Below are 21,980 nucleotides of genomic sequence, written 5' to 3' on the forward strand. Positions count from 1 at the left end.
GGACAACGCCCGCACAGGGTCGCCGGCCCGCGGTTCCGGCGGGAGGTGTCGCCTAGTCGACCACGTGCTTGCCCTCCGGCAGGGCGCTGCACGAGGCCCGGAAGGCGCAGTGGGCGCACTGGCTGCCCGTCTTCGGGGCGAACCGTTCGTCCAGGACCCGGCCGGCCGCGGTGGCGAGCAGGTCGCCGACCCACTCCCCCGCCAGCGGCGCCTGCGCCTGGATCTTGGGCAGGGACTCTCCGCCGTCCTTCTTGGCCGCGCCCTGCCGCAACTGGACGAGTTCCGCGCCGCCCGCCTCGGGGCGCCGGCCGCCGAAGACGTCGTCGACGGCGCCCTCGCGGACGGCGAGCTGGTAGACGGCGAGCTGCGGGTGGTGGACGACCTCGTCGCGGGTGGGCGCGGACTTGCCGGTCTTGAAGTCGACGACGTACGCCCGGCCCTGTCCGTCGGTCTCCACGCGGTCCATGGAGCCGCGGATGCGCACCTCGAACTCGCCGCCCGCCTCCAGGGTGACGTCGAAGCCGTGCTCGGTGGCGACGACGGTGCGCCCGCCCCGGTCGGTGACGTGCCAGGCCAGGAAGCGCTCCAGGGCGGCGCGCGCCTTCTCCTTCTCCTGGCGGGACTTCCAGGGCGCGTCGAAGGCGAGGGCGTCCCACACCGAGTCGAGGCGCTCCATGAGGACGGCCAGGTCGGCGGGGGTGCGCCCGGAGGCGACCTCGTCGGCGAGGACGTGCACGACGTTGCCGAAGCCCTGGGCGGCGGTCGCGGGGGCGTCCGCCTTGACCTCGCGGCCCAGGAACCACTGGAGGGAGCAGGTGTTGGCGAGCTGGTCGAGCGCACTGCCGGACAGCGCGACGGGCTGGTCGCGGTCGCGCAGCGGCACCGCGCTGTGCGTCGGCTCGTGCAGCCCCCACCAGCGGTCCGGGTGGGCGGCGGGCACCATCGGCTGCCCGTCCTCGTGGCTGAGCGCGGCGAGGCGGGCCAGCCGGCGGGCGGCGGCGTCGCGCAGCGCCTCGGTGGCGTTCGGGTCGACGGTGGTGGCGCGCAGCTCCGCCACCAGCGCGGAGACGGCGAGGGGGCGCCGGGGCCGACCGGTGACGTCCTTGGGTTCGACGCCGAGTTCGGTGAGGAAGCGGGAGGGCTGGTCGCCGTCGTCGGCGGGGGTCTTGACGGCGGTGACGACCAGGCGTTCACGGGCGCGCGTGGCGGCGACGTAGAAGAGCCTGCGCTCCTCGGCGAGCAGGGCGCCGGGGGTCAGCGGCTCCGCGAGGCCGTCGCGGCCGATCCGGTCGGCCTCCAGGAGGGAGCCCCGGCGGCGCAGGTCGGGCCAGAGCCCCTCCTGCACGCCCATGACCACGACGAGCCGCCACTCCAGGCCCTTGGAGCGGTGCGCGGTCATCAGGCGTACGGCTTCGGACCGTACGGTGCGCCTGCTCAGGGTGTCGGCGGCGATGTCCTGGGCATCCAGCTCCTCCAGGAAGTTGAGCGCGCCCCGGCCGCCGGAGCGCTCCTCGGCGCGGGCCGCCGTGTCGAAGAGGGCGCACACGGCGTCCAGGTCGCGGTCGGCGTTGCGGCCCGCCGCGCCGCCGCGCAGGGCGGCCCGCTCCAGGCGCGTCGGCCAGTTGGTGCCGTCCCACAGGACCCACAGGGCCTCCTCGGCGGTGCCGCCGCCTTCCAGGAGCTCGCGGGCCTTGCGCAGGAGCGCGCCCAGCACTTGGGCGCCGCGCGCGTAGGCGGGGTCGTGGGCCACCAGGCGCTCGGGCTCGGCGAGGGCGCGGGCGAGCAGGACGTCGGAGGGCGGCGGCACCTTGCTGCCCGCTTCCCGCTCCTCGTCGCGCAGGGCGCGCCCGAGGCGGCGCAGGTCGGCGGCGTCCATGCCCGCGAGGGGCGAGGCGAGGAGCTCGGCGGCGGTCTCGGCGCCGAGCCAGGAGGGGGCGGCCGGGGCCTCGCCCGGCCGCGTCACCGGGGCGGTGTCGGGCGTGTCCTCGGCGGGGGTGCGGGACGTGTCCTCCACAGCCGTGTCGGGCGTGTCCTCCACGACCGTGTCGGGCATGTCCTCCACGGCCGAGTCAGACGTGTCCTCGGCGAGGAGGTCAGGCGCGTCCTCCACGACACCGCCCGGCTCGTCGGCGGTCGCGCCCCCGTCCTGCCGCTCCCCCGTGAACGCCGTCACCGGCACCTGGGCCAGCGCCGCCTTCGCCACCGCCCGCAGGGCCGTCAGCAACGGTGTCACCGCCGGTTCGTGCCGCAGCGGCAGGTCGTCGCCGTCGATCTCCAGCGGCACCCCCGCCGCCGTCAGCGCGCGCCGCACCGACGGTATGGTCCGCCCGCCCGCACGCACCAGCACCGCCATCTCGCTCCACGGCACGCCCTCCTCCAGGTGGGCCCGGCGCAGGATGTCCGCCACGTTGTCCAGCTCGGCGCCCGCCGTCGGGTACGTGTTGACCTCGACCCTGCCGCCCTCGCGCACGGGAGCGAGGTCCCGGTGCGCCCGCACGGCCGCCGCCGGGAGCCGGTTGAGCGGCATCCTGCGGGTCAGCAGCCGGGTGGCGGCCAGCAGCGCGCCCCCCGAGCGGCGGGAGGTGGTGAGGACCTCCACGCGGGCCGGGCGGCCGTCCGTACGGCGGAAGGTGTGCGGGAAGTCGAGGATGCCGCCGACGTCGGCGCCGCGGAAGGCGTAGATCGACTGGTCGGGGTCGCCGAAGGCCACCAGGGTGCGCCCCTGCCCGGCGAGCGCGCGCAGCAGCCGGACCTGCGCGGGGTCGGTGTCCTGGTACTCGTCGACGAACACGGCGTCGTAGGCGGCGGCCAGCCGTCCGGTGCCCGCCTCGCGCTCGGCGAGCAGCACCGCGCGGTGCACCAGTTCGGCGTAGTCGAGGACGCCCTGCATGTCGAGCACGTCGAGGTACTCGGCGAGGAAGGTCGCGGCGGCCTGCCAGTCGGGGCGGCCGATCCGCGCGGCGAAGTCCCGCAGGGCCCCGGGGCCGAGTCCCAGTTCGCGGCTGCGGGCGATGACGGCGCGCACCTCGTCGGCGAAACCGCGGGTGGTGAGGCAGGCGCGCAGTTCGTCGGGCCAGCGCACGTGCGCCAGCCCGGACTTCTCCAGGTCGATCTCGCCGGCGAGCAGCTCGCGCACCGCCACGTCCTGCTCGGGGCCGGACAGCAGCCGCAGCGGCTCGCTGAACAGGTCGCTGTCCTGGTGCGCGCGGACCAGGGCGTAGCAGAACGAGTGGAAGGTGGTGGCCTGCGGCGACTGCCGGGAGCCCAGGCGCAGCGCCATCCGGTCGCGCAGTTCGACGGCCGCCTTGCGGCTGAAGGTCAGCACCAGGACGCGCTCGGGGCGCGTTCCGGCGGCGATCCGGGCGGCGACGGCCTCGACGAGGGTGGTCGTCTTGCCGGTGCCGGGGCCCGCCAGGACGAGCAGGGGGCCTTCGGCGTGGTCAACCACCGCGCGCTGCGGTGCGTCCAGCAGAGGAGGGTCCACGCGGCCCGGTGCCGTCCGGATCAGCCGGTAGGCGCCCGGAGGCCGCTGCCGCGACCGTGGAGAGTGCCGGTACGTCTGGTTGCGGGAGGCCCCCGGGTGGCCCGAGGAAGTGGAGGTGCTCACGTGGATTGCTGGTCCTGGTGGGTGATGTGCCGGCCGTCTCGCGGCCGTAGGGGGTGACTGTGCCGTACGGGGTCGGTGTGCCGTGCGCGTCCGGCGTACCGCGTGCTGTGGACGCTACGCCAGTGAACGCCCCGGACGCAGCGCCTCCGGTGGCCGCGGGGGCGCACCGGAGTGCGCGACGGCGTACTCCGTACGGTCTGCGGACCGCCCGTGACGGCGGCGGATGGCGGAAGCTGGACGGTGTGAGCCCTGCGATCCGCCGCGCACCGGGCCCGGTCTCAGGGGCCGTCGCTCCCGGGTTCCGCCCCGGTGACCGCCCCCGTGTCCGCTCCGGCGCCCGTGCCGCCGTCCCATCGGGCCCGCCTCATGTCGAGGCGGGGCAGGTGGCCGTCGGCGCTGCGGGGGGCGGTGCGCAGCGGGGTGCCCTCCTGCCGGTAGCGCTCCAGGGCGCGCAGTTCGTGCCCGGGCAGCAGGCGACCGTCCGAACGCACCACGCGCCACCAGGGCACCGCGCCGCCGTACAGGGCCATCACCCGCCCGACCTGGCGCGGGCCGCCCTCCTCCAGCCACTCCGCCACGTCGCCGTACGTCATGACCCGGCCGGGAGGGACCTCCTCGGCGACCGCCAGGACCCGTTCCGCGTACTCGGGGTACTCGGGCGGTTCGTCACCGGGGGACAGCTCGTCGCTCATCCGGCCCATCCTGCACCACGCCACCGACAACGGGCCGGCACGGGCCCCCGGCGCCGAACAACACAGTGGGCCTGTGACCACGCGCGCGCGTACCGTGCACGGGACGAACGGGGGCCCGGCACCCTGCGGCCCCCTGTCATCATCCGGTCATGCCACCATCATCCGGACGGTGACCGGTGAGACGAGAGCAAGAAGACACGACGATGAAGGAGCAGGACGTGCAGCCTCGACCGGCGGCGGGCGCTCCTGACGCCGTCCCGCGCCCCGAGACGGACGCCCCGCACGGCGGCGGCGAACAGACCGACGACGGCCCGCCACGGCCGGACACGGCCGTGGACACGGCCGCGGACAGGACCGCAGACAGCGCTGCGGGGGCGGCAGCGGACAGGGCCTCCGCGGGGGCGGGCGACTGGTCCTCCGCGGAGGCGGCCGACAGCTCCTCCGCGGGGGCGACGCTCGTCACGCTCGACAAGGGGCACTCCGAGCGGGTGTCCGGCGACGAGCCGCTGCTCGCCGCCCGGGTGCACCGGCCCGCCGACCTGGTGCGGCTGCTGTCGGGCCTGTTCGGCATCGTCTGTGTGATCGCGCTGGCGGCGTTCGCGCACGGCACCGCGTCCGGCCTGGAGCAGGACATCATCGACGGCACGGCGCAGACCCCGGTGGTCTTCGTACGGCTGGCGGGCCTGATCTCCAGCATCGCCGTGCTGATCCTCCCGGTGGCCTTCGCGATCGAACGGCTGATCAAACGCGACGGCCTGCGCATCGCCGACGGCGTGCTGGCCGCGGTGCTCGCGCACGGTGTCGCGCTCGCCACCGACCTGTGGGTCTCCGGGTCCGCCCCGAAGCCCATCCGGGAGGCCCTCACCCGGCTCGCGAGCGACGGTTCCGGCCTCACCGACCCGGTGCACGGCTACCTCGCACCGGTGATCGCGTACATGACGGCGGTCGGGATGGCGCGCAGGCCGCGCTGGCGGGTGGCGCTGTGGGCGGTGCTGCTGCTCAACGCGTTCGCCGTGCTGGTGGGCGGTCAGACGACGCCGCTGTCGATCGTCGTGACGGTGCTCATCGGCTGGACGGTGGCGTACGCGACCCTCTACGCGGTGGGCTCCCCCAATGTGCGCCCCACCGGGCAGACCCTCCTCGCCGGGCTGCGGCACGTGGGCTTCCGTCCGGTGTCGGCGATGCGCGCCGAGGACGACCCCGACATGGGCGACCAGGGCGACCGGGGCCGGCGTTACCTCGTCACCCTGGAGGACGGTCCGCCGCTGGACATCACGGTCGTCGACCGCGAGCAGCAGGCGCACGGGTTCTTCTACCGGGTGTGGCGGCGGGTCACCCTGCGCGGCATCACCCAGCGCCGGTCGATCCAGTCCCTGCGCCAGGCGCTGGAGCAGGAGGCGCTCCTCGCGTACGCGGCCATCGCCGCCGGTGCGAACGCCCCGAAGCTGATCGCCACCTCCGAGCTGGGCCCGGACGCCGTGATGCTCGTGTACGAGCACCTGGGCGGCCGGTCGCTGGACTCGCTGCCCGACGAGGAGATCACCGACGAGCTGCTGCGGGACGCCTGGCGGCAGGTGGAGGCCCTCCAGTCGCGGCGCATCGCGCACCGCAGGCTGACGGGCGACGCGATCCTGGTGGATCGTTCCGGCACGGTGATCCTCACCGATCTGCGGGGCGGCGAGATCGCCGCGGGCGACGTGGTGCTGCGGATGGACGTGGCGCAGCTCCTGACCACGCTGGGGCTGCGCGCGGGGGCCGAGCGGGCCGTGGCGAGCGCCCTGGACGTGCTGGGCCCGGACCGGGTCGCCGACAGCCTGCCGCTGCTCCAGCCGATCGCGCTGAGCCGCTCCACCCGCGCGACGCTGCGCAAGCTGGGCCGTGAGCGGGCGCAGCGCCAGCGCGAAGCGGTCCTGGCGGCGTCGGAGGCGGCCAAGGAGGCCAGGGCCCGGGAGAAGGGCGCGGACGCGGACGTCCCCGGGCGCAAGGCCGTACGGGCGGAGAAGAAGGCCGAGAAGGAGGCCATCGACGACGCGATCGAGGACGCCAGGGAAGAGGACCTGCTGGCCCAGATCCGCCACCAGGTGCTGCTGATCCGCCCCCAGGCGCCGGTCGAGGCGGCCCGGCTGGAGCGCATCAAGCCGCGCACGCTCGTCAGCGTGCTGGCGGGCGCCTTCGCCGCGTACTTCCTGATCTCGACGCTGCTGGAAAACCCGGTGACCGACGCCTTCGCGCAGATGAACTGGGGCTGGGTCGCGGTGGCGGTGCTCTTCTCCGCGCTCAGCTACGTGGCGGCGGCGATGAGCCTCCTGGGCTTCGTCCCGGAGAAGGTCTCGTTCTGGCAGACCGTCAAGGCGCAGGTGGCCGGGTCGTTCGTCAAGCTGGTGGCGCCGGCGGCGATCGGCGGCGTCGCGCTCAACACCCGCTTCCTGCAACGGTCGGGCGTACGGCCCGGACTCGCCGTGGCGAGCGTGGGCGCCGCCCAGCTCTTCGGCCTGGGCAGCCACATCGGCCTGCTGATGATCTTCGGATACGTGACCGGGACCTCGCAGAGTTCCTGGGAGACCCCGTCCCGGACGGTGATCGCGGGCCTGCTGACGGCAGCGGTGCTGGCGATGATCGTGACGGCAGTACCGTTCCTGCGGAAGTTCGTCGTCACCCGTGTGCGGTCGCTGTTCGCGGGGGTGGTGCCGCGCATGCTGGACGTGCTCCAGCGGCCGAAGAAGCTCGCCACCGGCATCGGCGGCATGGTGCTGCTGACGGTGGTGTTCGTGATGTGCCTGGACGCGTCGATCCGCGCGTTCGGACAGGGCGACAACGAGCACCTCAGTTACGCCGCTGTCGCCGTGGTGTTCCTGACGGCCAACGCGGCGGGTTCGGCGGTGCCCACGCCCGGCGGTGTCGGCGCGGTCGAGCTCGCGTTGATCGGTTCGCTGACGTTCGTGGGGGTGCCGAAGGAGGTCGCGACGCCGGCGGTGATGCTGTTCCGGCTGCTGACCTTCTGGCTGCCGGTGCTGCCGGGGTGGCTGTGCTTCAACAGCCTCACCCGCAAGGGCGCCCTGTGACCACCCGCCGGGTGCCTCCCCGTCCCCTCGAAGAAGGTGGCAGGGGCACCCGCTTGGACCCCGGCGCGCGCGGACCGGCACCCCACCGCGCACGATAGAGGGCATGCCTACCCCTTCCGCTCTGCGCGTTCCGGCCCTGGCCGCCTCCGTCGTCGTACTGCTGTCCCTCGCGGGATGCTCCGACGGTGGTGAGAAGCAGGACGACAAGAAGCAGGACCTCGCCACCCAGGAGCTGACGTGGGAGGAGTGCCCGGCCCCGACTCCCGCCCAGGGCGAGGGCGGCAAGCCGTCGCCGCTGCCCGGCGGCGCCCGGTGGAAGTGCGCGACCATGCAGGCCCCGCGCGACTACGCCAAGCCGGACGGCGAGCGCATCGACCTGGCGCTGATCCGCGCGGAGGCCTCCGACAAGGACAGCCGCATCGGCTCGCTGATCTTCAACTTCGGCGGGCCCGGCGGCTCCGGGGTGAGCACCCTGCCGAGCGCCGCCAAGGACTACGAGAAGCTGCGCACCCGGTACGACCTGGTGAGCTTCGACCCCCGGGGAGTCGGCCGCAGCGCTCCTGTGAAGTGCCAGGGCGACAAGGAGCTCGACGCGTACTACGCCGAGGACGCCACCCCCGACGACGACGCCGAGGAGAAGAAGTACGCCGACGGCGTCAAGGCGTACGCGGCGGCCTGCGAGAAGAACTCCGGCAAGGAACTGCCGTACGTGGGCACCACCAACGCGGCCAAGGACCTCGACCTGATGCGACAGGTCCTCGGTGACGAGAAGCTGCACTACTTCGGCATCTCGTACGGCACCGAACTGGGCGGCGTGTACGCCCACCTGTTCCCGAAGAAGGTCGGCCGGGCGGTCTTCGACGCGGTCGTGGACCCCACCCAGAAGACCGAGCAGAGCTCCCTGGGCCAGGCCAAGGGCTTCCAGCTCGCGCTGAACAACTTCGCCAAGGACTGCGTGGCGCGCGGCGACGAGTGCAAGCTCCAGGGCAGCACGCCGCGGGAGATCGAGGACGACATCGTCGCCCTCCTCCAGCGCCTCGACAAGAAGCCGATCCCGGGCACGCCCGGCCGTGAGCTGACGCAGAGCCAGGCCACCAACGGCATCGTCCAGACCTTGTACTCCAAGGAGTTCTGGCCCTACCTGGAGCAGGGCCTCGACGAGGCGGACGGCGGCGACGGCGCGCTGCTGCTGGTCCTCGCCGACTCCATGAACGGCCGCAACGAGGACGGTACGTACAGCAACATCGGGGCGGCCAACGCCGCGATCAACTGCGTGGACTCCAAGGAGCGCTACGACCTGGCGTACGCCAAGTCGAAGGTCGCCGAGTTCAGGGCCGCCTCCCCCGTGTTCGGCGACTTCCTCGCCTGGGGCCTGTCCGGCTGCGCGTCGTGGCCGGTGCCCGGCCAGTGGGAGACGCCGGACGTGAGCGCGCCGGGCGCGGCGCCGATCGTCGTGATCGGCAACACCGGTGACCCGGCGACGCCTTACGAGGGCGCGCGGAAGATGGCCGAGCAGTTGGGCAAGGGCGTCGGCGTGGAGCTGACGTACAAGGGCGAGGGCCACGGCGCGTACAACGGCGGCAGCACGTGCGTGAAGTCGGCCGTGGACGACTACCTGCTGGAGGGGAAGGTCCCGGCAGCCGGCAAGGTCTGCGAGTAGGACCGCGCGGAGGGCCGCCGGACCGGTGACGGCCGGTCACCGCAAGGGATTTCCGTGACTGTCAGTGGTCGACCCTAGGATGTTGGCACCTGCTTTCGACATCGGGGCAGGTGTCGGACGAATGCGTTACGACGCGCGGCGGGGGGATCGGCCATGGCACGGCGGGGAGCGGCACGGCGGGGAGCGGGACGGCGGGCGGGACACACCAGGGCGGGGGCGAGGGCAAGTGCCCTGGCAGTGGCGGCGGTTCTGGCCGCCGCCACCGTCGGCGGATGCGCCACGAACACGGAGCCGGACCGGCCGGAAGCGGGCGGGACCGGCTCGGCCGCCGGGCCCACGGGCAGTGCCCGGCCGCCCGCCCCCGATCCGAAGTCCGGGCTGCCGGCGGCCCTGACCGGCCAGAAGCTGGTCTGGAAGGAGTGCGCCCCGCCCACGAAGGCGCAGGGCAACGAGGCGCAGCGGCCCGGCCGGGAGTGGCAGTGCGCCACCGCCGAGGTCCCGCTGGACTACGCAGCCCCGAAGGGCGAGACCCTCGGCATCGCGCTGGTCCGGGCGCGCGCGACGGGCGGCGACGACAAGCGGATCGGCTCGCTCCTGTTCAACTTCGGCGGGCCCGGCGGGTCAGGGGTGGCGTCGCTGCCGCAGATGGGAGACCTGTTCGCCGCCCTGCGCGAGCGGTACGACCTGGTGGGCTTCGACCCCCGGGGCGTGGCGGAGAGCTCGGAGGTGGTGTGCCGGGACGACAAGGAGACCGACGTCTCGCTGGCCCTGGACTCCACCCCGGACACCCCGGCCGAGGAACGGGCCTACTTCGCGGACGCCAAGGCGTTCGGCGAGGGCTGCGCGAAGCGCTCCGGGAAGATCCTCCCGCACGTCGGCACGGACGACGCCGCCCGCGACCTGGACGTCCTGCGCCAGGTCCTGGGCGACCGGAGACTGCACTACTTCGGCTTCTCCTACGGCACCGAACTGGGCGGCGTCTACGCCCACTTGTTCCCGGGGAAGGTGGGGCGACTGGTGATGGACGCGGTCGTCGACCCGTCCGCGGACGGCGTGGCCGGAGCCCGCAACCAGGCACTCGGCTTCCAGCGGGCCCTGGACAACTACTCCAGGAGCAGCGGAGCGAGCGCCGAGGCGGGCACCGACCGGGTGCGGCGCCTGCTGGACCGCCTGGACCGGAAGCCGCTCCCGGCGTCCGGAGGGCGCGAACTCACCCAGAGCCTCGCCCTGACCGGCATCATCGCCCCGCTCTACAGCAAGGAGAGCTGGCCCGCCCTCACCCGGGCCCTGAAGGCGGCGGAGGACGGCGACGGCACCCTGCTGCTCCTGCTCGCCGACTCCTACAACGACCGCGACTCGCAGGGGCACTACAGCACCGCGCACCACTCGCAGCGCGCCATCTCCTGCGCCGACACCGCCGCCCGGCCGACCGCCGAGCAGGTCCGCGCCACGCACCTGGCGGACTTCCGGAAGGTCTCCCCGGTCTTCGGCCCGTTCCTGGCCTGGGACCTGGCGGGCTGGTGCGCCTCCTGGCCGGTGCGGGGCGCGCACACCGACACGGACGTCTCGGCCCCCGGCTCGGCACCGGTCCTGGTGGTCGGCGGCACCGGGGACCCCGCGACACCCTTCGAGGGCTCGCAGCGGATGGCGGAGGAGCTGGGCAAGGGCGTCGGCGTGCACGTCACGTTCAGGGGCGAGGGCCACGGGGCCTACCCGACGGGCAACGCCTGTGTGGTGCGGACCGTCAACGCGTATCTGCTGGACGGGAGAATACCGGCGGCGGGCACCGTCTGCTCGTAGTGGCCGCCCCGCCCGCTCGCCCGTTCGGGACAAGCCGGAGGGGCCGGGCAGCCCCTGGCCGCCCGGCCCCTCGGCACATCCGGCCGGCCTAGTAGACCGGCTTCTCCGGCTCGATCTGGTGGACCCAGCCGATCACGCCGCCGCCGACGTGCACGGCGTCGGCGAAGCCCGCCGACTTCAGCACGGCGAGAACTTCCGCACTGCGGACACCCGTCTTGCAGTGCAGGACGATCTTCTTGTCCTGCGGCAGGCTCTCCAGGGCGGTGCCCATCAGGAACTCGCCCTTGGGGATCAGCTTCGCGCCGGGGATCGAGACGATCTCGTACTCGTTCGGCTCGCGGACGTCGATGATCTCGATCTTCTCATCGGCGTCGATCCACTCCTTGAGCTGCCGGGGAGTGATCGTGGAGCCGGCGGCGGCCTCCTGGGCCTCCTCGGACACGACGCCGCAGAAGGCCTCGTAGTCGATGAGCTCGGTCACGGTCGCGTTCGGGCCGCAGACCGCGCAGTCGGGGTCCTTGCGGACCTTGACCTGGCGGTACTGCATCTCCAGGGCGTCGTAGATCATCAGGCGGCCGACCAGCGGGTCGCCCACGCCGGTGAGGAGCTTGATGGCCTCGGTGACCTGGATGGAGCCGATGGACGCGCAGAGCACGCCGAGCACGCCGCCCTCGGCGCAGCTCGGCACCATGCCCGGCGGCGGGGGCTCCGGGTACAGGCAGCGGTAGCAGGGACCGTGCTCGGACCAGAAGACCGAGGCCTGGCCGTCGAAGCGGTAGATGGAGCCCCATACGTACGGCTTGTTCAGCAGCACGCACGCGTCGTTGACCAGGTAGCGCGTCGCGAAGTTGTCGGTGCCGTCGACGATCAGGTCGTACTGGGAGAAGATCTCCATCACGTTCTCGGCTTCGAGCCGCTCTTCGTGCAGGACGACGTTCACGTACGGGTTGATGCCGAGGACCGAGTCCCTCGCGGACTCCGCCTTCGAGCGGCCGATGTCGGCCTGGCTGTGGATGATCTGGCGCTGCAGGTTCGATTCGTCGACCTCGTCGAACTCGACGATGCCGAGCGTGCCGACTCCGGCGGCGGCCAGGTACATCAGAGCGGGGGACCCGAGGCCGCCGGCGCCCACAGCGAGCACCTTGGCGTTCTTCAGGCGCTTCTGCCCGTCCATCCCGACGTCCGGGATGATCAGGTGGCGGGAGTACCGACGGACCTCGTCGACGGTGAGCTCGGCAGCGGGCTCGACCAGGGGTGGCAGCGACACGGGAACTCCGGTGGTCGGTCAATCAATACGGTTGTTCGTCGTGTAACACTGCCACGCCCCTTCTCATTCCGAGACACCCGGTCCGATGCGCGAGACGATTTCGTCCCAGTACCCGGGCAGGGCCTCCCAGGGGCTGCCGGCCGGGTCGTCGGCGCCCGCCCGCTCGGTCCGGTCGGTGAACCAGATGGTGCCCGCCCCCTGCCAGCGGGCGATGCGCAGCGCCTCGTCCAGATGGGTGCGCGGCACGCCGTGCACCAGGTGGCAGAAGCGGGAGGCCGGGTGGGCGGCCGTCCACGGGGCCGCCTGCGACCAGCGGTAGTCCGTCCACGGCCCGGAGAAGGTCACCAACTGGTCGGCGGTCTCCGCGTATCCGGCATACGGGTGGGTGCCGTGGCCGAGGACCAGCCGGCCGCCGTCCGGGGCGTGCGTGCCCGCCAGCATCGACCGCAGGGCGGCGGTGAGCCGCCGGATTTCGGACAGTTCGTCCCGCCCTGTGGGACAGCGGTCCAGATAGAAGCCGTCGACCCGGTACCAGTCCAGGAAGCGCTGCGCGTCCGCGACCAGCTCGCCGAACGCCCGCACCCCGTAGGTCAGGTCCAGGTGCCCCAGCACCCGCAGCCCCGCGTTGCGCAGCCGCCCGGAGGCGTCGAGGCAGTGCGGGTCGGGGCGTGCGCCGGGCCCGTCGGCGACGTTCAGCACCGTCCAGTGCAGGGGCGCCGCGCGGCCCGGCCCGGCGTGCACCCGGGAGAAGCGCAGGAGTTCGGCCCACTCGACCGGCGCGAGCAGCGGGTGCGCGTAGCCCGGTACGCCGATCCCGAGCCGGTCCGCCCCAATCGCGGGGCGGACGGCGGGGGAGGTGCTCAGATGCGGCACGCCGCCTCCATCCAGATGTCCGCGAGCGATTCCTCCAGGTTGATCCGGGGCCGCCAGCCCAGCCGGTCGCGGGCGGTGCGCACGTCGGCCTGCTGCCAGCTCCCGCAGCCGTCGGGGTACGGGTACGGGGCCGCCCCGAGGTGCTCGGTGAGGGCGTCGCCGGAGCGGGGGGCGCCGATGGTCGGCACGCCTCCGTTGCGCACGGCGGCGCTGGCCGCAGCCGAGCTGGAGTACCCGCTGGGGGCGTCCAGTTCGTGCAGGGCGCCGCCGTATCCGGCGACCCGGGCGAGCACGGCGGCGGCGTCGCGCAGCCGCACCGCGCGGCCGGTGCCGATGTTCACGACGCCCTGGGCGGCGGACAGGGACGCGGCGTGCACGGCGCGCGCCACGTCCCGGACGTCGACGAAGTCGCGCTGCACGCCGAGACCGGAGAGCTTGAGCTCGCCGTCCCCGGACTGCATGGCCCGGCGCATCGCCTCGGCGAGCCGGCCGAGCGGCGATCCGGCGGGCGTGCCGGGGCCGACCGGCGAGAAGACCCGCAGCACGACGGCGTCCAGGCCCGAGCCGAGCACCAGCTCGGTGGCCGCCAGCTTGCTGACGCCGTACGGCCCGCCGGGGCGCGGCACCGCGTCCTCGGCGGTGGAGGACCCCGGCTGGGACGGCCCGTACTCGGCGGCGCAGCCGAGCTGGACCAGGCGCGCCCCGCAGCCGCTGCGGCGCAGCGCCTCGCAGACGGTGGCGACGGCGACGGTGTTGTGCCGGGTGAGGTCGCGGGCGCCGCCCCGGGTGGCACCGGCGCAGTTGACCACGACGCCGGGGTGCACGGCGTCCAGGAACCGGGTCAGGGCGCCGGGGCTGCCGGTGGCGAGGTCGAACCGCACGTCGGCGTCGTCGCCCCGGCCGAGTGCGGTGAGCTGGACGGCGGGGTCGGCGAGGAGCCGGTCCGCGACGAAGCGGCCGAGGTATCCGTTGGCGCCGAGCAGGAGGACCCTCATCGCGCCTCCTCCCCTCGGTGCCGACGGGCGTGCACGGACTGCACGGACAGGGGGGGTGGGGGGGTCATGTGACGTTCTCCTTGAGGGTGTTTGTGCGGGCACTGCGGGTGGGACGGGTGGTGCGGCGGCCGCCTCGGCGTCGGCTCCGGGGCTGCCAGGAAGGTGGCTCGGTCGGGTCGTACGACTGCGGGGGCCGTACGTCGGAGGGGCGGGCCGGCACGGCGACCGCGCGGCCGGCGGGCGCGCGCGGGGCCCACCGGGGGCGTGCCCGCGCGCTGTCGCGCCGGCCGGTCAGGCGCGCCGCCCGGCGTGGGCGGAGGCCCGTGACAGGGCGACGGCGGCGTGGGCGAGGAGCCCGAGGGCGGCGGCTCCGCAGGCGAGAGCCGGGACGGCGCCCGCGCCCCACTCCCGTACGGCGGCGCGCACGAGTGCCGCCAGGGCCTCGCAGCCGGGGACCCGGGACGCCAGGGGCGCGGCGAGGGCGAGGGCTTCGACCACGCAGGCGGCGGTGAGTCCGGCCGCGCCCGCCCGGGGCATCCCGTGCACGGCGAGCAGTCTGGCCAGGAAGAGCAGGGACCCCACCGCGAGCGCGGACACCGCGAAGGCGCCGTCGAAGCCGAGTCCGGCCGCCCCGTACAACAGCGCCGCCAGGGTCGCCGCGTACAGGCCGAACACCCCGAGGAGCAGCGGCCGCACGGCCGCCCCGAAGTCCTCCGTGCCGCGGCTCGCGCTGAGCCGGCGGCGCGCCTGCACGGACAGCAGCCGGGCGCACCAGGCGGCGGGCGCGAGGGCCGCGGCGAGCCCGACGAGGGCGGCCGGTTCCGGCGCCCAGAGGGGGCCCTCGCCGAGGAGGCGGGACAGCAGGCCGTCGCCCAGGACGGCGTACAGCAGCAGCCAGCAGGTACGCGTCCACGGCGCGTAGCCGTCGGCCCGCAGCGGTCCGCGCCGCAGGCACAGGGCGACGGCGGCGAGCGTCGCGACCGCCCCGGCGACGGTGACCGCGATCCCGGGCCCGCCGGTCAGGAGGTCCCCGGCGAGCAGGGTGAGGGCGCACAGGACGCCGGGCAGGAGGGCGTACGCCGCCCAGGCGGCCGGCAGCGGATCAGTGTGCGCCGGGGCGTGCGCCGGGGCGTCCTGCTCGTCGGCGCGCGGCACCCGCGCATAGAGCTCCTCGGCGAGGGAGAAGACGTCCCGGTGCCGGAAGCGGGCGGCGGTGCGGTCGGTGACGCCGTGCGCTTCGAGGCCCGCGGCGATCTCCAGGGGGTCCACGGCCCGTTCGCAGAGTTCGCGGTGGCGGTGCATGAGCACCCTGACCGGATCGACGGGCCCGCCCCGGGAGGCGCCCGCTCCGGCGCCGTCGCCGGCGTCCGGCGCCGCGGCGGCCCCCGGCCGCGGGGGCCGCGCGGGCTGGACGAACCGCCCCCGCCCCGCCGGCCGCACCGGGACCGGTGCCGTCGTGGGCCGCACCGCGGACACGTCCGTGCCGCGGGCGGGGGTCTCCGCCCTGCCCGCCGGGTCTGCCGTCTGCGTGGTCATGGGCGTGCCTCCCGTACGGGGTCGGTGGGGTCGGACAGGTGCTCCGCGCGCGGCGGGCCGGGTTCGGCCAGGAGGGCCACAGCGGCACACGGCTCCCGGGGCGGCGGCTCGGACGCCGCGGACGCGGCCCGGCCCGGCGCGCGCCCGGTGTGGAGCGGCGCACCGCCCCGCCAGGCGCCCGGTACGTACGCCTCCGCCGGGAATTCGAACGGCAGCGGGTCGGCGTCCCGCGTCTCCCGGCGCACCGGGGAGTGCGACACCAGTTCCAGGTAAATGCCGCGAAATGCCGCGAGGTTCTGCTCGACGGTGAACAGTTCGAGCGCCCGCGCGCGCCCCGCCGCTCCCAGCCGCGCCCTGCGCTCCGGGTCCCGCAGCAGTGCGAGGCAGGCGTCCGCGAGGGCGCGGGGGTCGCGCGGCGGCACCACCAGGCCCGTGCCGCCGATGACTTCGACCACCGCGCCGGCGTCCGTGGAGACGGTGGCCCGGCCGCAGAACATCGCCTCGACGAGGCTGATCGGGAAGCCCTCCACGACGCTGGAGAGCACGACCACGGAACCCGCCGCGTACGCGTCCTCCAGGTTCGGGACGCCGGGGCCGCCGATCTCCTCGAAGGCGACCGGACACCCGCCCTCCGGGTGCGCGTCGGCGGCCCCGTCGGGGAAGAGCCGGGCGGCCAGCGCCCGGCAGTGCGCGAGGTAGCCGCGTCCGGTGCGGTCGTCGTCGGCGACCGGCGCGGCGATGATCCGCAGCCGGGCGCCGGGCTCGGCCGCGCGCACCGCCGCGAAGGCGTGCAGCAGCGTCACCAGGTCCTTGGCGGGGTCCACCCGGCCCACCCACACCAGCGTCCCGTCCACGCCCGCGCGGTCCCGGTCCGCCCCCGCGCGCTTCCGGTCCGCGGCCTCTCCGACGGCCGTGAACCGCTCGGCCTCCATCCCCGGGTACACCGTGCGCAGCTTGGCCCGGTCCGCGCCGCAGCGCTCCTGCCAGCGCCGGGCGTGCGCGTTGCCGGGGGTGATCACGGCGGCCTGCGCGTACACCTCGGCGGCCAGCAGCCCCTGGAAGGAGGCGAGCAGCGTCCGTACGGAAGCGCTCAACTCGGCCTCCTGCGCGGCCAGGTAGTGCGCCCGCAGCCGCACCCCGTACTCGGTCACCAGCAGCGGCACCCCGAAGAAGCGCTTGGCCAGCAGCCCCGGCAGCGCCGCCGGGCCGCCGGACGCCGCGTGGCAGAGGTCGACGGCCCCCAGGCCGCCCTCCCCCGCCTCGTACCAGTCGAGCGACAGCGGGCGCAGGGCGCGCTCCAGGAGGTCGGCGAAGGCCAGGTAGTCGGGCACCTTCGCGATCTGCACGACCCGGGGCGCGCCCGGCGCGCGACAGGCGCGCTCCAGGGCGCGCACGGCGCGTTCGGAGCGCAGCGCGGCGTGCAGCCCGCCCTTCTCGCGGGCGAGTTCGGCCAGCCCGTACAGCCCTGTGGAGAAACGCTCCGCCACCGTCGGGTCCGCACCGGCGGTCTCCCCCGCGCAGACCGCCGAGACCAGTGCGCCGAAGTGCTCGTCGAAGCGGCGTCGTTCGCGCCGGCCGTGGGCGCGGGCGCCGAGGCGGCCGTGCGAGATCCCGAAGTCGGCCTCCGAGGTCCACAGCGGGGCCGTGCGCACCCGCTGCACCTGCGGCGGCAGTTCCAGCCAGCCCTGTTCCTCCTGGTCCGCGCTGCGGCTCAGGGCGTAGAGGTCGAACGCGTGCCGCGCGAGCCCGCGCACGAGCCGGTCGCACCAGAACCTGGATTCACCGGTCGCATACGGGTAGCCACCCTCCGTAAGCAGTCCGATCCGCACGCGCACACCCCCGATCTCCCTTGTGGACAGCCGCCGTTGGTCCGGCGACTCGCAGCGGGACCGACCGTATGCGGACATGCCGGTGGTGCGACGGACGGTTGTCCATCGCACCACCGGAAGGGGTGAAGAGTCGTAACTTTCCTGCGCGGTCGGCGTTTGGTCGCGCTAGAGAGGTGTGCGCGCGTGCCGCACGGGGCACCGGCCGGCGGCCCCGGTCAGTTCTCGGGATGCACCCACGGGTTGGGCCTGCACACCTTGTCGCCGGTCTTCAGCGTCTTCGTCTGCTGCATCATCACGGGCGCGAGCGCGCCGTCCTTGGCGCAGTACTCGTGGTTGCGCCCGAGCCGGTGGCCGACCTCGTGGTTGATGAGCATCTGCCGGTACGGCAGGAGCAGCGAGTCCCCGAAGGTCGGTGAGCCCCCGGCCCACCGGAAGGCGTTGATCATCACGCGTTCGGTCCGCGCGGAGTCGCAGGAGACGTTCCCGGAGAGCGTCTCCAGGTCCGACTTCAGGCACCAGATGCTCGTGGTGACCGGGGAAGCGAGCGTGACCACGAAGTCGGCGCGCCCTTCGGACACCCGCTCGAACGTCATGTCGCCCTTCCCGGCCCAGCTCCGTTTGTCGTTCAGCGTCCGCTGCACGGCCTCGGCGAAGAACTTCCCGTCGAGACCGAGGTCCTTCTCGACCTCCACGCGATACGTCTTCTTGGTCCCCTTGCCGGGCGCGGGGTCCTCGCCCGGCACGACGTCGAAGGCGTTGGGCCCCTTCGCGTCGGCGTCCATCGGCAGCTTCTGCGCCATGCGCTGCTCGTACGTCAGCGGGGTGGCCGGGGCCTTCCCGGGCTCGCTGCCCTGCGGCGAGGTGCGGTCCTGGTCGCGCGAGGAGCCGCCGGCGAGGTCGCGGCCGGCGACGCCGGGACCGGTGGCCCCGCCCGTGCGCCCGGACTGCGACTGCGGGCCGGCCACCATCACCGCGAGGGCGGCGGTCACCGCGGCCGCGGACACGCCGATCACGGTACGGGCCGGCCACCGCGCGGAGCGGGGCGCGGTGCCCTCGGGGCCGTCCGCGTCCGGGCGGCGGGCCCCGGCGTCGTCCCGGTCGGTGACGGTGTCGTACGGATCGCGGAACCCGGCCCCGGCCCCGGCTCCATGCGACTGCGGCTGCGGCTGCTCGAAGGCTTCGACGAAGTCCGGACGCGGCCCGTCCGGGCGCTGCCGCTGCCCCGGGCGGCCCGGCCCCCGCTGCACGGGAACGCGCGCGCCGAGACCGACGCCGGTGGACGGCTGCTGCGTCCTGGCCTCCGGCTGCCGGGGCCGCTGCCGCGGGCCCGACGGCTGCTGCGGCACGAAGGCCGCCGTGTCGCGCGCCGCCCCGACCCAGTCGCCGTAACGCCCGGCGCCGGTGTCGGCGACCGCACGGCGATTGGAGCCGGTGTCGGTGACCGCACGGCGGCCGGAGCCGGTGTCCGTGATCCCGTGGCGCCCAGCGCCGGTGTCTCCCCAGCCGCCTCCGGGCTCCCGCTGTTCGGGATGCCCGCCCCGCACCTGGGCCTGGGCCCGGACCGGGTTCTGCGGTCCCCCCGCAAGGTGGCGCGGCTGGAAACGCGGTCCCGCTCCGGTGTCCTGAACGCGCGGCACAGCTCCGGTGTCACCGCGGCGACGCCGCCCGGTACCGGGTGCGGCGGGCTCGCCCGCCGCGCCTCGGGGGGTGGCGTCGCCGCCGGGTATGCCAGGTGTCTCGTCGGCACCCTCCGGTGCGGCACCTCGGCGACTGTGACGTCCCACGCGGCGGATCAGCTCCTTGTTTCCGTGTGCGTGTGCGCTTCCGTGTTCGATTCCGTACGCGTTTCAGTGTGCGGGTCCGCGTGCGCCGCCGTCCGCCCGGGGGCGTGCGGCTCCCCGGACGTCCGCGCCGGTGCGGGCCGGTGCTCCCGTACGAGATCGAGGAAGGCCTCCGCGACCGCCTCGGGGTACTCCATCATCGCCACGTGCCCGGCGTCCGGAAGGGCCAGGAGCCGGGAATCGCGGAAAGCTGCCGAGGCCCTGCGGGCCATGCGGAAGGACACCAGTTGGTCGCGCCCGCCGTACACCAGCAGGGTGGGGGCGAGCACCCGCTCCGCCTGTTTCCACAGTCCGTGCTGGCCGCCGAGGGTGTACGCGTCCACGATGCCCCGCGCGGAACGGGTCATCGCCTCCCAGAAGTACGGCAACTGGAGCCGCCGTTCCATCTCGTCGACGGCGGCACGGAAGCCCTCCTCGGTGACCTGGGCGGGGTCTCCGTAACACAGGCCCGTCACGCTGCGCGTGCGCTGTTCGGCCGTCCAGTCGCGGCTGAGCTTCGCGAAGAGCCCGGCGACGCCCGGGATGGCGAGCAGCCCGGTGGGGATGGCGGCCCGCTGCACCCGGAGTTCCGGCAGCGCGGGCGACACCAGGGTGAGCGTGCGCACCAGGTCGGGGCGGACGGCGGCGACACGGGTGGAGACCGCGCCGCCGAGCGAGTTGCCGAAGAGGTGGACCGGGCCCCGGCCGGCGGCGTCGAGATGGCGGATGACGGCCCGCGCGTGCCCGGTGATCGAGTAGTTGCCGTCCTCGGGCGGCGGGGAGTCGCCGAATCCCGGCAGGTCGACGGCCTCGCCGGCGACGACGCCGTCGAGCAGCGGCATCAGCGCCGACCAGTTCTGCGAGGAGCCGCCGAGCCCGTGGACGTACAGGGCGGGCGGCAGGTCCTGCCGCGCCGGGGGCCTGGAGCGCACGTTCAGCGTCAGCCCGGGCAGGGAGACGGTCCGCAGTTCCTCCCCCTCGGCGACCCTGACGGTACTGACCATCGGCAGCGGGGCGGCCGCGGTGGATTCCGGCAGATCGGTCGAAGACATGGCGCCAATGTTACGAGACGATCACGCAGCGGCTCCTGTGTCCGCGGTCACAGACCGCCCACCGCCCACCACGCGCCCGGACCGCACGGCACACGGCACCGTCCGCCCCGGACCGCATGGCGCACGCCACCGTCCGCTCCTACGCTCGAAAGAGGGCGCGCGTCCGCACATGACGGGCCGCGTGCCGGAAAGGCGGAAGACCATGACTGTGGATCCCACCGAACCGGACGACTTCACCGCGGGCCCCGACGAGACGCCGGAGCTCACTCCCGAGACCCCCGAGGCGGACGCCGCCGAACAGCACACCGACGTACGGCCGGAGACGGACGACCCCTTGCCGAGCACGGAATCCGGCTCCGCCGACCCCGCGGACCTCGCGGAGCAGACGCGCGTGGTGACCCTGGACGAGGACGACTACCGCTGAGCGGCGCGAGCACCGCGGGGAGGAGTCCCCTGAACAGGCCGACGAGGGCGGTCACCGCCGAGCGGACCCACTTCTCCGCATTTCGGCCGCCGCTCGCCCCTCCCGCGGTGTCCGCTCCGTGAAATTGTCCGTCCGCACCGCGCACAGGGGGGTTACCCAAAAGTACGATGGGCGACCGCGGCGCACATCACACGGAACAGCCGTGCGGTGAGAAGTCCGTGTAATGGAAAGACATGGGAGGCGGCGTGACAGCCACCGAGCAGACAGAGGCGGCACGTCCGCGGGGCACCCGCCTGCCACGCCGAGCCCGACGCAACCAGCTCCTGGGCGCGGCCCAGGAGGTCTTCGTCGCGCAGGGCTACCACGCGGCGGCGATGGACGACATCGCCGAGCGCGCCGGGGTCAGCAAGCCGGTGCTCTACCAGCACTTCCCCGGCAAGCTCGACCTGTACCTAGCGCTGCTGGACCAGCACTGCGAGTCGCTGCTCCAGGCGGTCCGCACCGCTCTCGCCTCGACCTCGGACAACAAGCTGCGCGTCGCGGCGACCATGGACGCCTACTTCGCGTACGTCCAGGACGAGGGCGGGGCCTTCCGCCTGGTCTTCGAGTCGGACCTGACGAACGAGCCCGCCGTGCGCGAGCGCGTGGACCGGGTCTCGCTCCAGTGCGCCGAGGCGATCAGCGAGGTGATCGCCGAGGACACCGGCCTGTCGAAGGACGAGTCGATGCTGCTGGCCGTGGGCCTGGGCGGGGTCTCGCAGGTGGTGGCCCGCTACTGGCTGTCCAGCGGCAGCACCATTCCGCGCGAGACGGCGGTCCAGTTGCTGACCTCGCTGGCCTGGCGCGGCATCGCGGGTTTCCCGCTGCACGGCTCCGAGCAGCACTGACGCACCGCACGGCCGACGGCGCCCGGAGCGGGCGTGTTCGCTCCCGGCGTTGCCCGGAAAGCGAATGACGTGCCCGCTCCGGGCTAATGTGTCTGGACGTACGGCGCGGTGGACCGCGCCGACCCGGATCGTCGGAGGGACATAGCCGTGGAGGTCAAGATCGGCGTGCAGCACGCACCCCGGGAGATCGTTCTGGAGAGCGGGCAGTCTGCCGAGGAGGTCGAGCGCGCCGTGGCCGACGCGCTGGCCGGCAAGGCACAGCTGCTCAGCCTGAACGACGAAAAGGGCCGCAGGGTCCTGGTGCCGGCGGACCGCATCGCCTACGTGGAGATCGGCGAGCAGGCGCAGCGTCGCGTGGGCTTCGGCGCCCTCTAGCAGTCGCACCGGTTACGTGCGCGGGGCCCGGCGGGATCAACCCGCCGGGCCCCGCGCACGTCTGCACTCCTGCCGGGCCGTTCAGGGTCCCGGGCGCTGAG

Annotated in this window: 15 protein-coding genes; 6 read left to right on the forward strand and 9 right to left on the reverse strand. The window is 74.3% G+C overall.

Translation table 11 applies throughout. The annotated features are described in order from the left end of the window. Positions 1-52: 52 nt before the first annotated feature. On the reverse strand, positions 53-3,607 hold the full coding sequence (locus ACIP93_RS06005) for an ATP-dependent helicase (RefSeq protein ID WP_401756162.1): 3,555 nt from the start codon (positions 3,605-3,607) through the stop codon (positions 53-55). A 278-nt stretch (positions 3,608-3,885) separates the two neighbouring features. Continuing rightward, positions 3,886-4,299, reverse strand: coding sequence for an MGMT family protein (locus ACIP93_RS06010; protein ID WP_401756165.1), 414 nt, complete (start codon positions 4,297-4,299; stop codon positions 3,886-3,888). Between the two features lie 218 nt (positions 4,300-4,517). Between ACIP93_RS06010 and ACIP93_RS06015 the strand changes: the two genes are divergently transcribed. The 3 genes from ACIP93_RS06015 (at position 4,518) to ACIP93_RS06025 (ending at position 10,821) form a co-directional block, all read left to right on the forward strand. Beyond that, positions 4,518-7,361: a lysylphosphatidylglycerol synthase domain-containing protein gene (locus ACIP93_RS06015; protein ID WP_401756168.1), complete on the forward strand. Its 2,844-nt coding sequence runs from the start codon at positions 4,518-4,520 to the stop codon at positions 7,359-7,361. Between the two features lie 103 nt (positions 7,362-7,464). Then, entirely contained in the window at positions 7,465-9,021 is a 1,557-nt protein-coding gene (locus tag ACIP93_RS06020) for an alpha/beta hydrolase (protein ID WP_345228550.1), read from the forward strand. 153 nt (positions 9,022-9,174) lie between these two features. Then, positions 9,175-10,821, forward strand: a complete 1,647-nt coding sequence (locus ACIP93_RS06025) for an alpha/beta hydrolase (RefSeq protein WP_401756172.1) — start codon at positions 9,175-9,177, stop codon at positions 10,819-10,821. A gap of 88 nt (positions 10,822-10,909) precedes the next feature. Here ACIP93_RS06025 and moeZ read toward each other — a convergent pair whose 3' ends face one another. From moeZ to ACIP93_RS06060, 7 genes are all read right to left on the reverse strand, one after another. Beyond that, on the reverse strand, positions 10,910-12,088 hold the full coding sequence (gene moeZ, locus ACIP93_RS06030) for an adenylyltransferase/sulfurtransferase MoeZ (RefSeq protein ID WP_401756175.1): 1,179 nt from the start codon (positions 12,086-12,088) through the stop codon (positions 10,910-10,912). Positions 12,089-12,151: 63 nt separating this feature from the next. Beyond that, the gene (locus ACIP93_RS06035) at positions 12,152-12,961 is read right to left on the reverse strand and encodes a spherulation-specific family 4 protein (protein WP_345228553.1); all 810 of its coding nucleotides are present in this window, start codon (positions 12,959-12,961) and stop codon (positions 12,152-12,154) included. Beyond that, the gene (locus ACIP93_RS06040) at positions 12,949-13,956 is read right to left on the reverse strand and encodes an NAD-dependent epimerase/dehydratase family protein (RefSeq protein ID WP_189820696.1); all 1,008 of its coding nucleotides are present in this window, start codon (positions 13,954-13,956) and stop codon (positions 12,949-12,951) included. The genes ACIP93_RS06035 and ACIP93_RS06040 overlap by 13 nt, the downstream gene beginning before the upstream one ends. A gap of 291 nt (positions 13,957-14,247) precedes the next feature. Next, on the reverse strand, positions 14,248-15,492 hold the full coding sequence (locus ACIP93_RS06045; protein ID WP_401756178.1) for a hypothetical protein: 1,245 nt from the start codon (positions 15,490-15,492) through the stop codon (positions 14,248-14,250). Continuing rightward, entirely contained in the window at positions 15,489-17,321 is a 1,833-nt protein-coding gene (locus ACIP93_RS06050) for a DUF3492 domain-containing protein (RefSeq protein WP_401757001.1), read from the reverse strand. Before ACIP93_RS06050 ends, ACIP93_RS06045 begins: the two co-directional genes overlap by 4 nt. A 215-nt stretch (positions 17,322-17,536) precedes the next feature. Further along, positions 17,537-18,958, reverse strand: coding sequence for a DUF3152 domain-containing protein (locus tag ACIP93_RS06055; protein ID WP_401756181.1), 1,422 nt, complete (start codon positions 18,956-18,958; stop codon positions 17,537-17,539). Positions 18,959-19,113: 155 nt separating this feature from the next. Further along, positions 19,114-20,193, reverse strand: a complete 1,080-nt coding sequence (locus ACIP93_RS06060) for an alpha/beta fold hydrolase (protein WP_345228556.1) — start codon at positions 20,191-20,193, stop codon at positions 19,114-19,116. A 202-nt stretch (positions 20,194-20,395) separates the two neighbouring features. Between ACIP93_RS06060 and ACIP93_RS06065 the strand changes: the two genes are divergently transcribed. From ACIP93_RS06065 to ACIP93_RS06075, 3 genes are all read left to right on the forward strand, one after another. Beyond that, positions 20,396-20,617, forward strand: a complete 222-nt coding sequence (locus ACIP93_RS06065; protein WP_345228557.1) for a hypothetical protein — start codon at positions 20,396-20,398, stop codon at positions 20,615-20,617. A 245-nt stretch (positions 20,618-20,862) separates the two neighbouring features. Beyond that, on the forward strand, positions 20,863-21,504 hold the full coding sequence (locus tag ACIP93_RS06070) for a TetR/AcrR family transcriptional regulator (RefSeq protein WP_345228558.1): 642 nt from the start codon (positions 20,863-20,865) through the stop codon (positions 21,502-21,504). Between the two features lie 147 nt (positions 21,505-21,651). After that, positions 21,652-21,879 carry a DUF3107 domain-containing protein gene (locus ACIP93_RS06075; RefSeq protein ID WP_345228559.1) on the forward strand — a complete coding sequence of 76 codons (228 nt, stop codon included), beginning with the start codon at positions 21,652-21,654 and terminating at the stop codon, positions 21,877-21,879. The last annotated feature ends 101 nt before the right edge of the window (positions 21,880-21,980 follow it).

It is taken from the genome of Streptomyces sp. NPDC088745 (genome assembly GCF_044751045.1).
Taxonomy (GTDB): Bacteria; Actinomycetota; Actinomycetes; order Streptomycetales; family Streptomycetaceae; genus Streptomyces; species Streptomyces cremeus.

Bases quoted from the DNA above. Each gene is read 5' to 3' on its own strand.
- ACIP93_RS06010 (WP_401756165.1), bottom strand. From the start codon at position 4,299: ATGAGCGACGAGCTGTCCCCCGGTGACGAACCGCCCGAGTACCCCGAG.
- ACIP93_RS06020 (WP_345228550.1), top strand. From the start codon at position 7,465: ATGCCTACCCCTTCCGCTCTGCGCGTTCCGGCCCTGGCCGCCTCCGTC.
- ACIP93_RS06025 (WP_401756172.1), top strand. From the start codon at position 9,175: ATGGCACGGCGGGGAGCGGCACGGCGGGGAGCGGGACGGCGGGCGGGA.
- ACIP93_RS06040 (WP_189820696.1), bottom strand. From the start codon at position 13,956: ATGAGGGTCCTCCTGCTCGGCGCCAACGGATACCTCGGCCGCTTCGTC.
- ACIP93_RS06045 (WP_401756178.1), bottom strand. From the start codon at position 15,492: ATGACCACGCAGACGGCAGACCCGGCGGGCAGGGCGGAGACCCCCGCC.
- ACIP93_RS06060 (WP_345228556.1), bottom strand. From the start codon at position 20,193: ATGTCTTCGACCGATCTGCCGGAATCCACCGCGGCCGCCCCGCTGCCG.
- ACIP93_RS06065 (WP_345228557.1), top strand. From the start codon at position 20,396: ATGACTGTGGATCCCACCGAACCGGACGACTTCACCGCGGGCCCCGAC.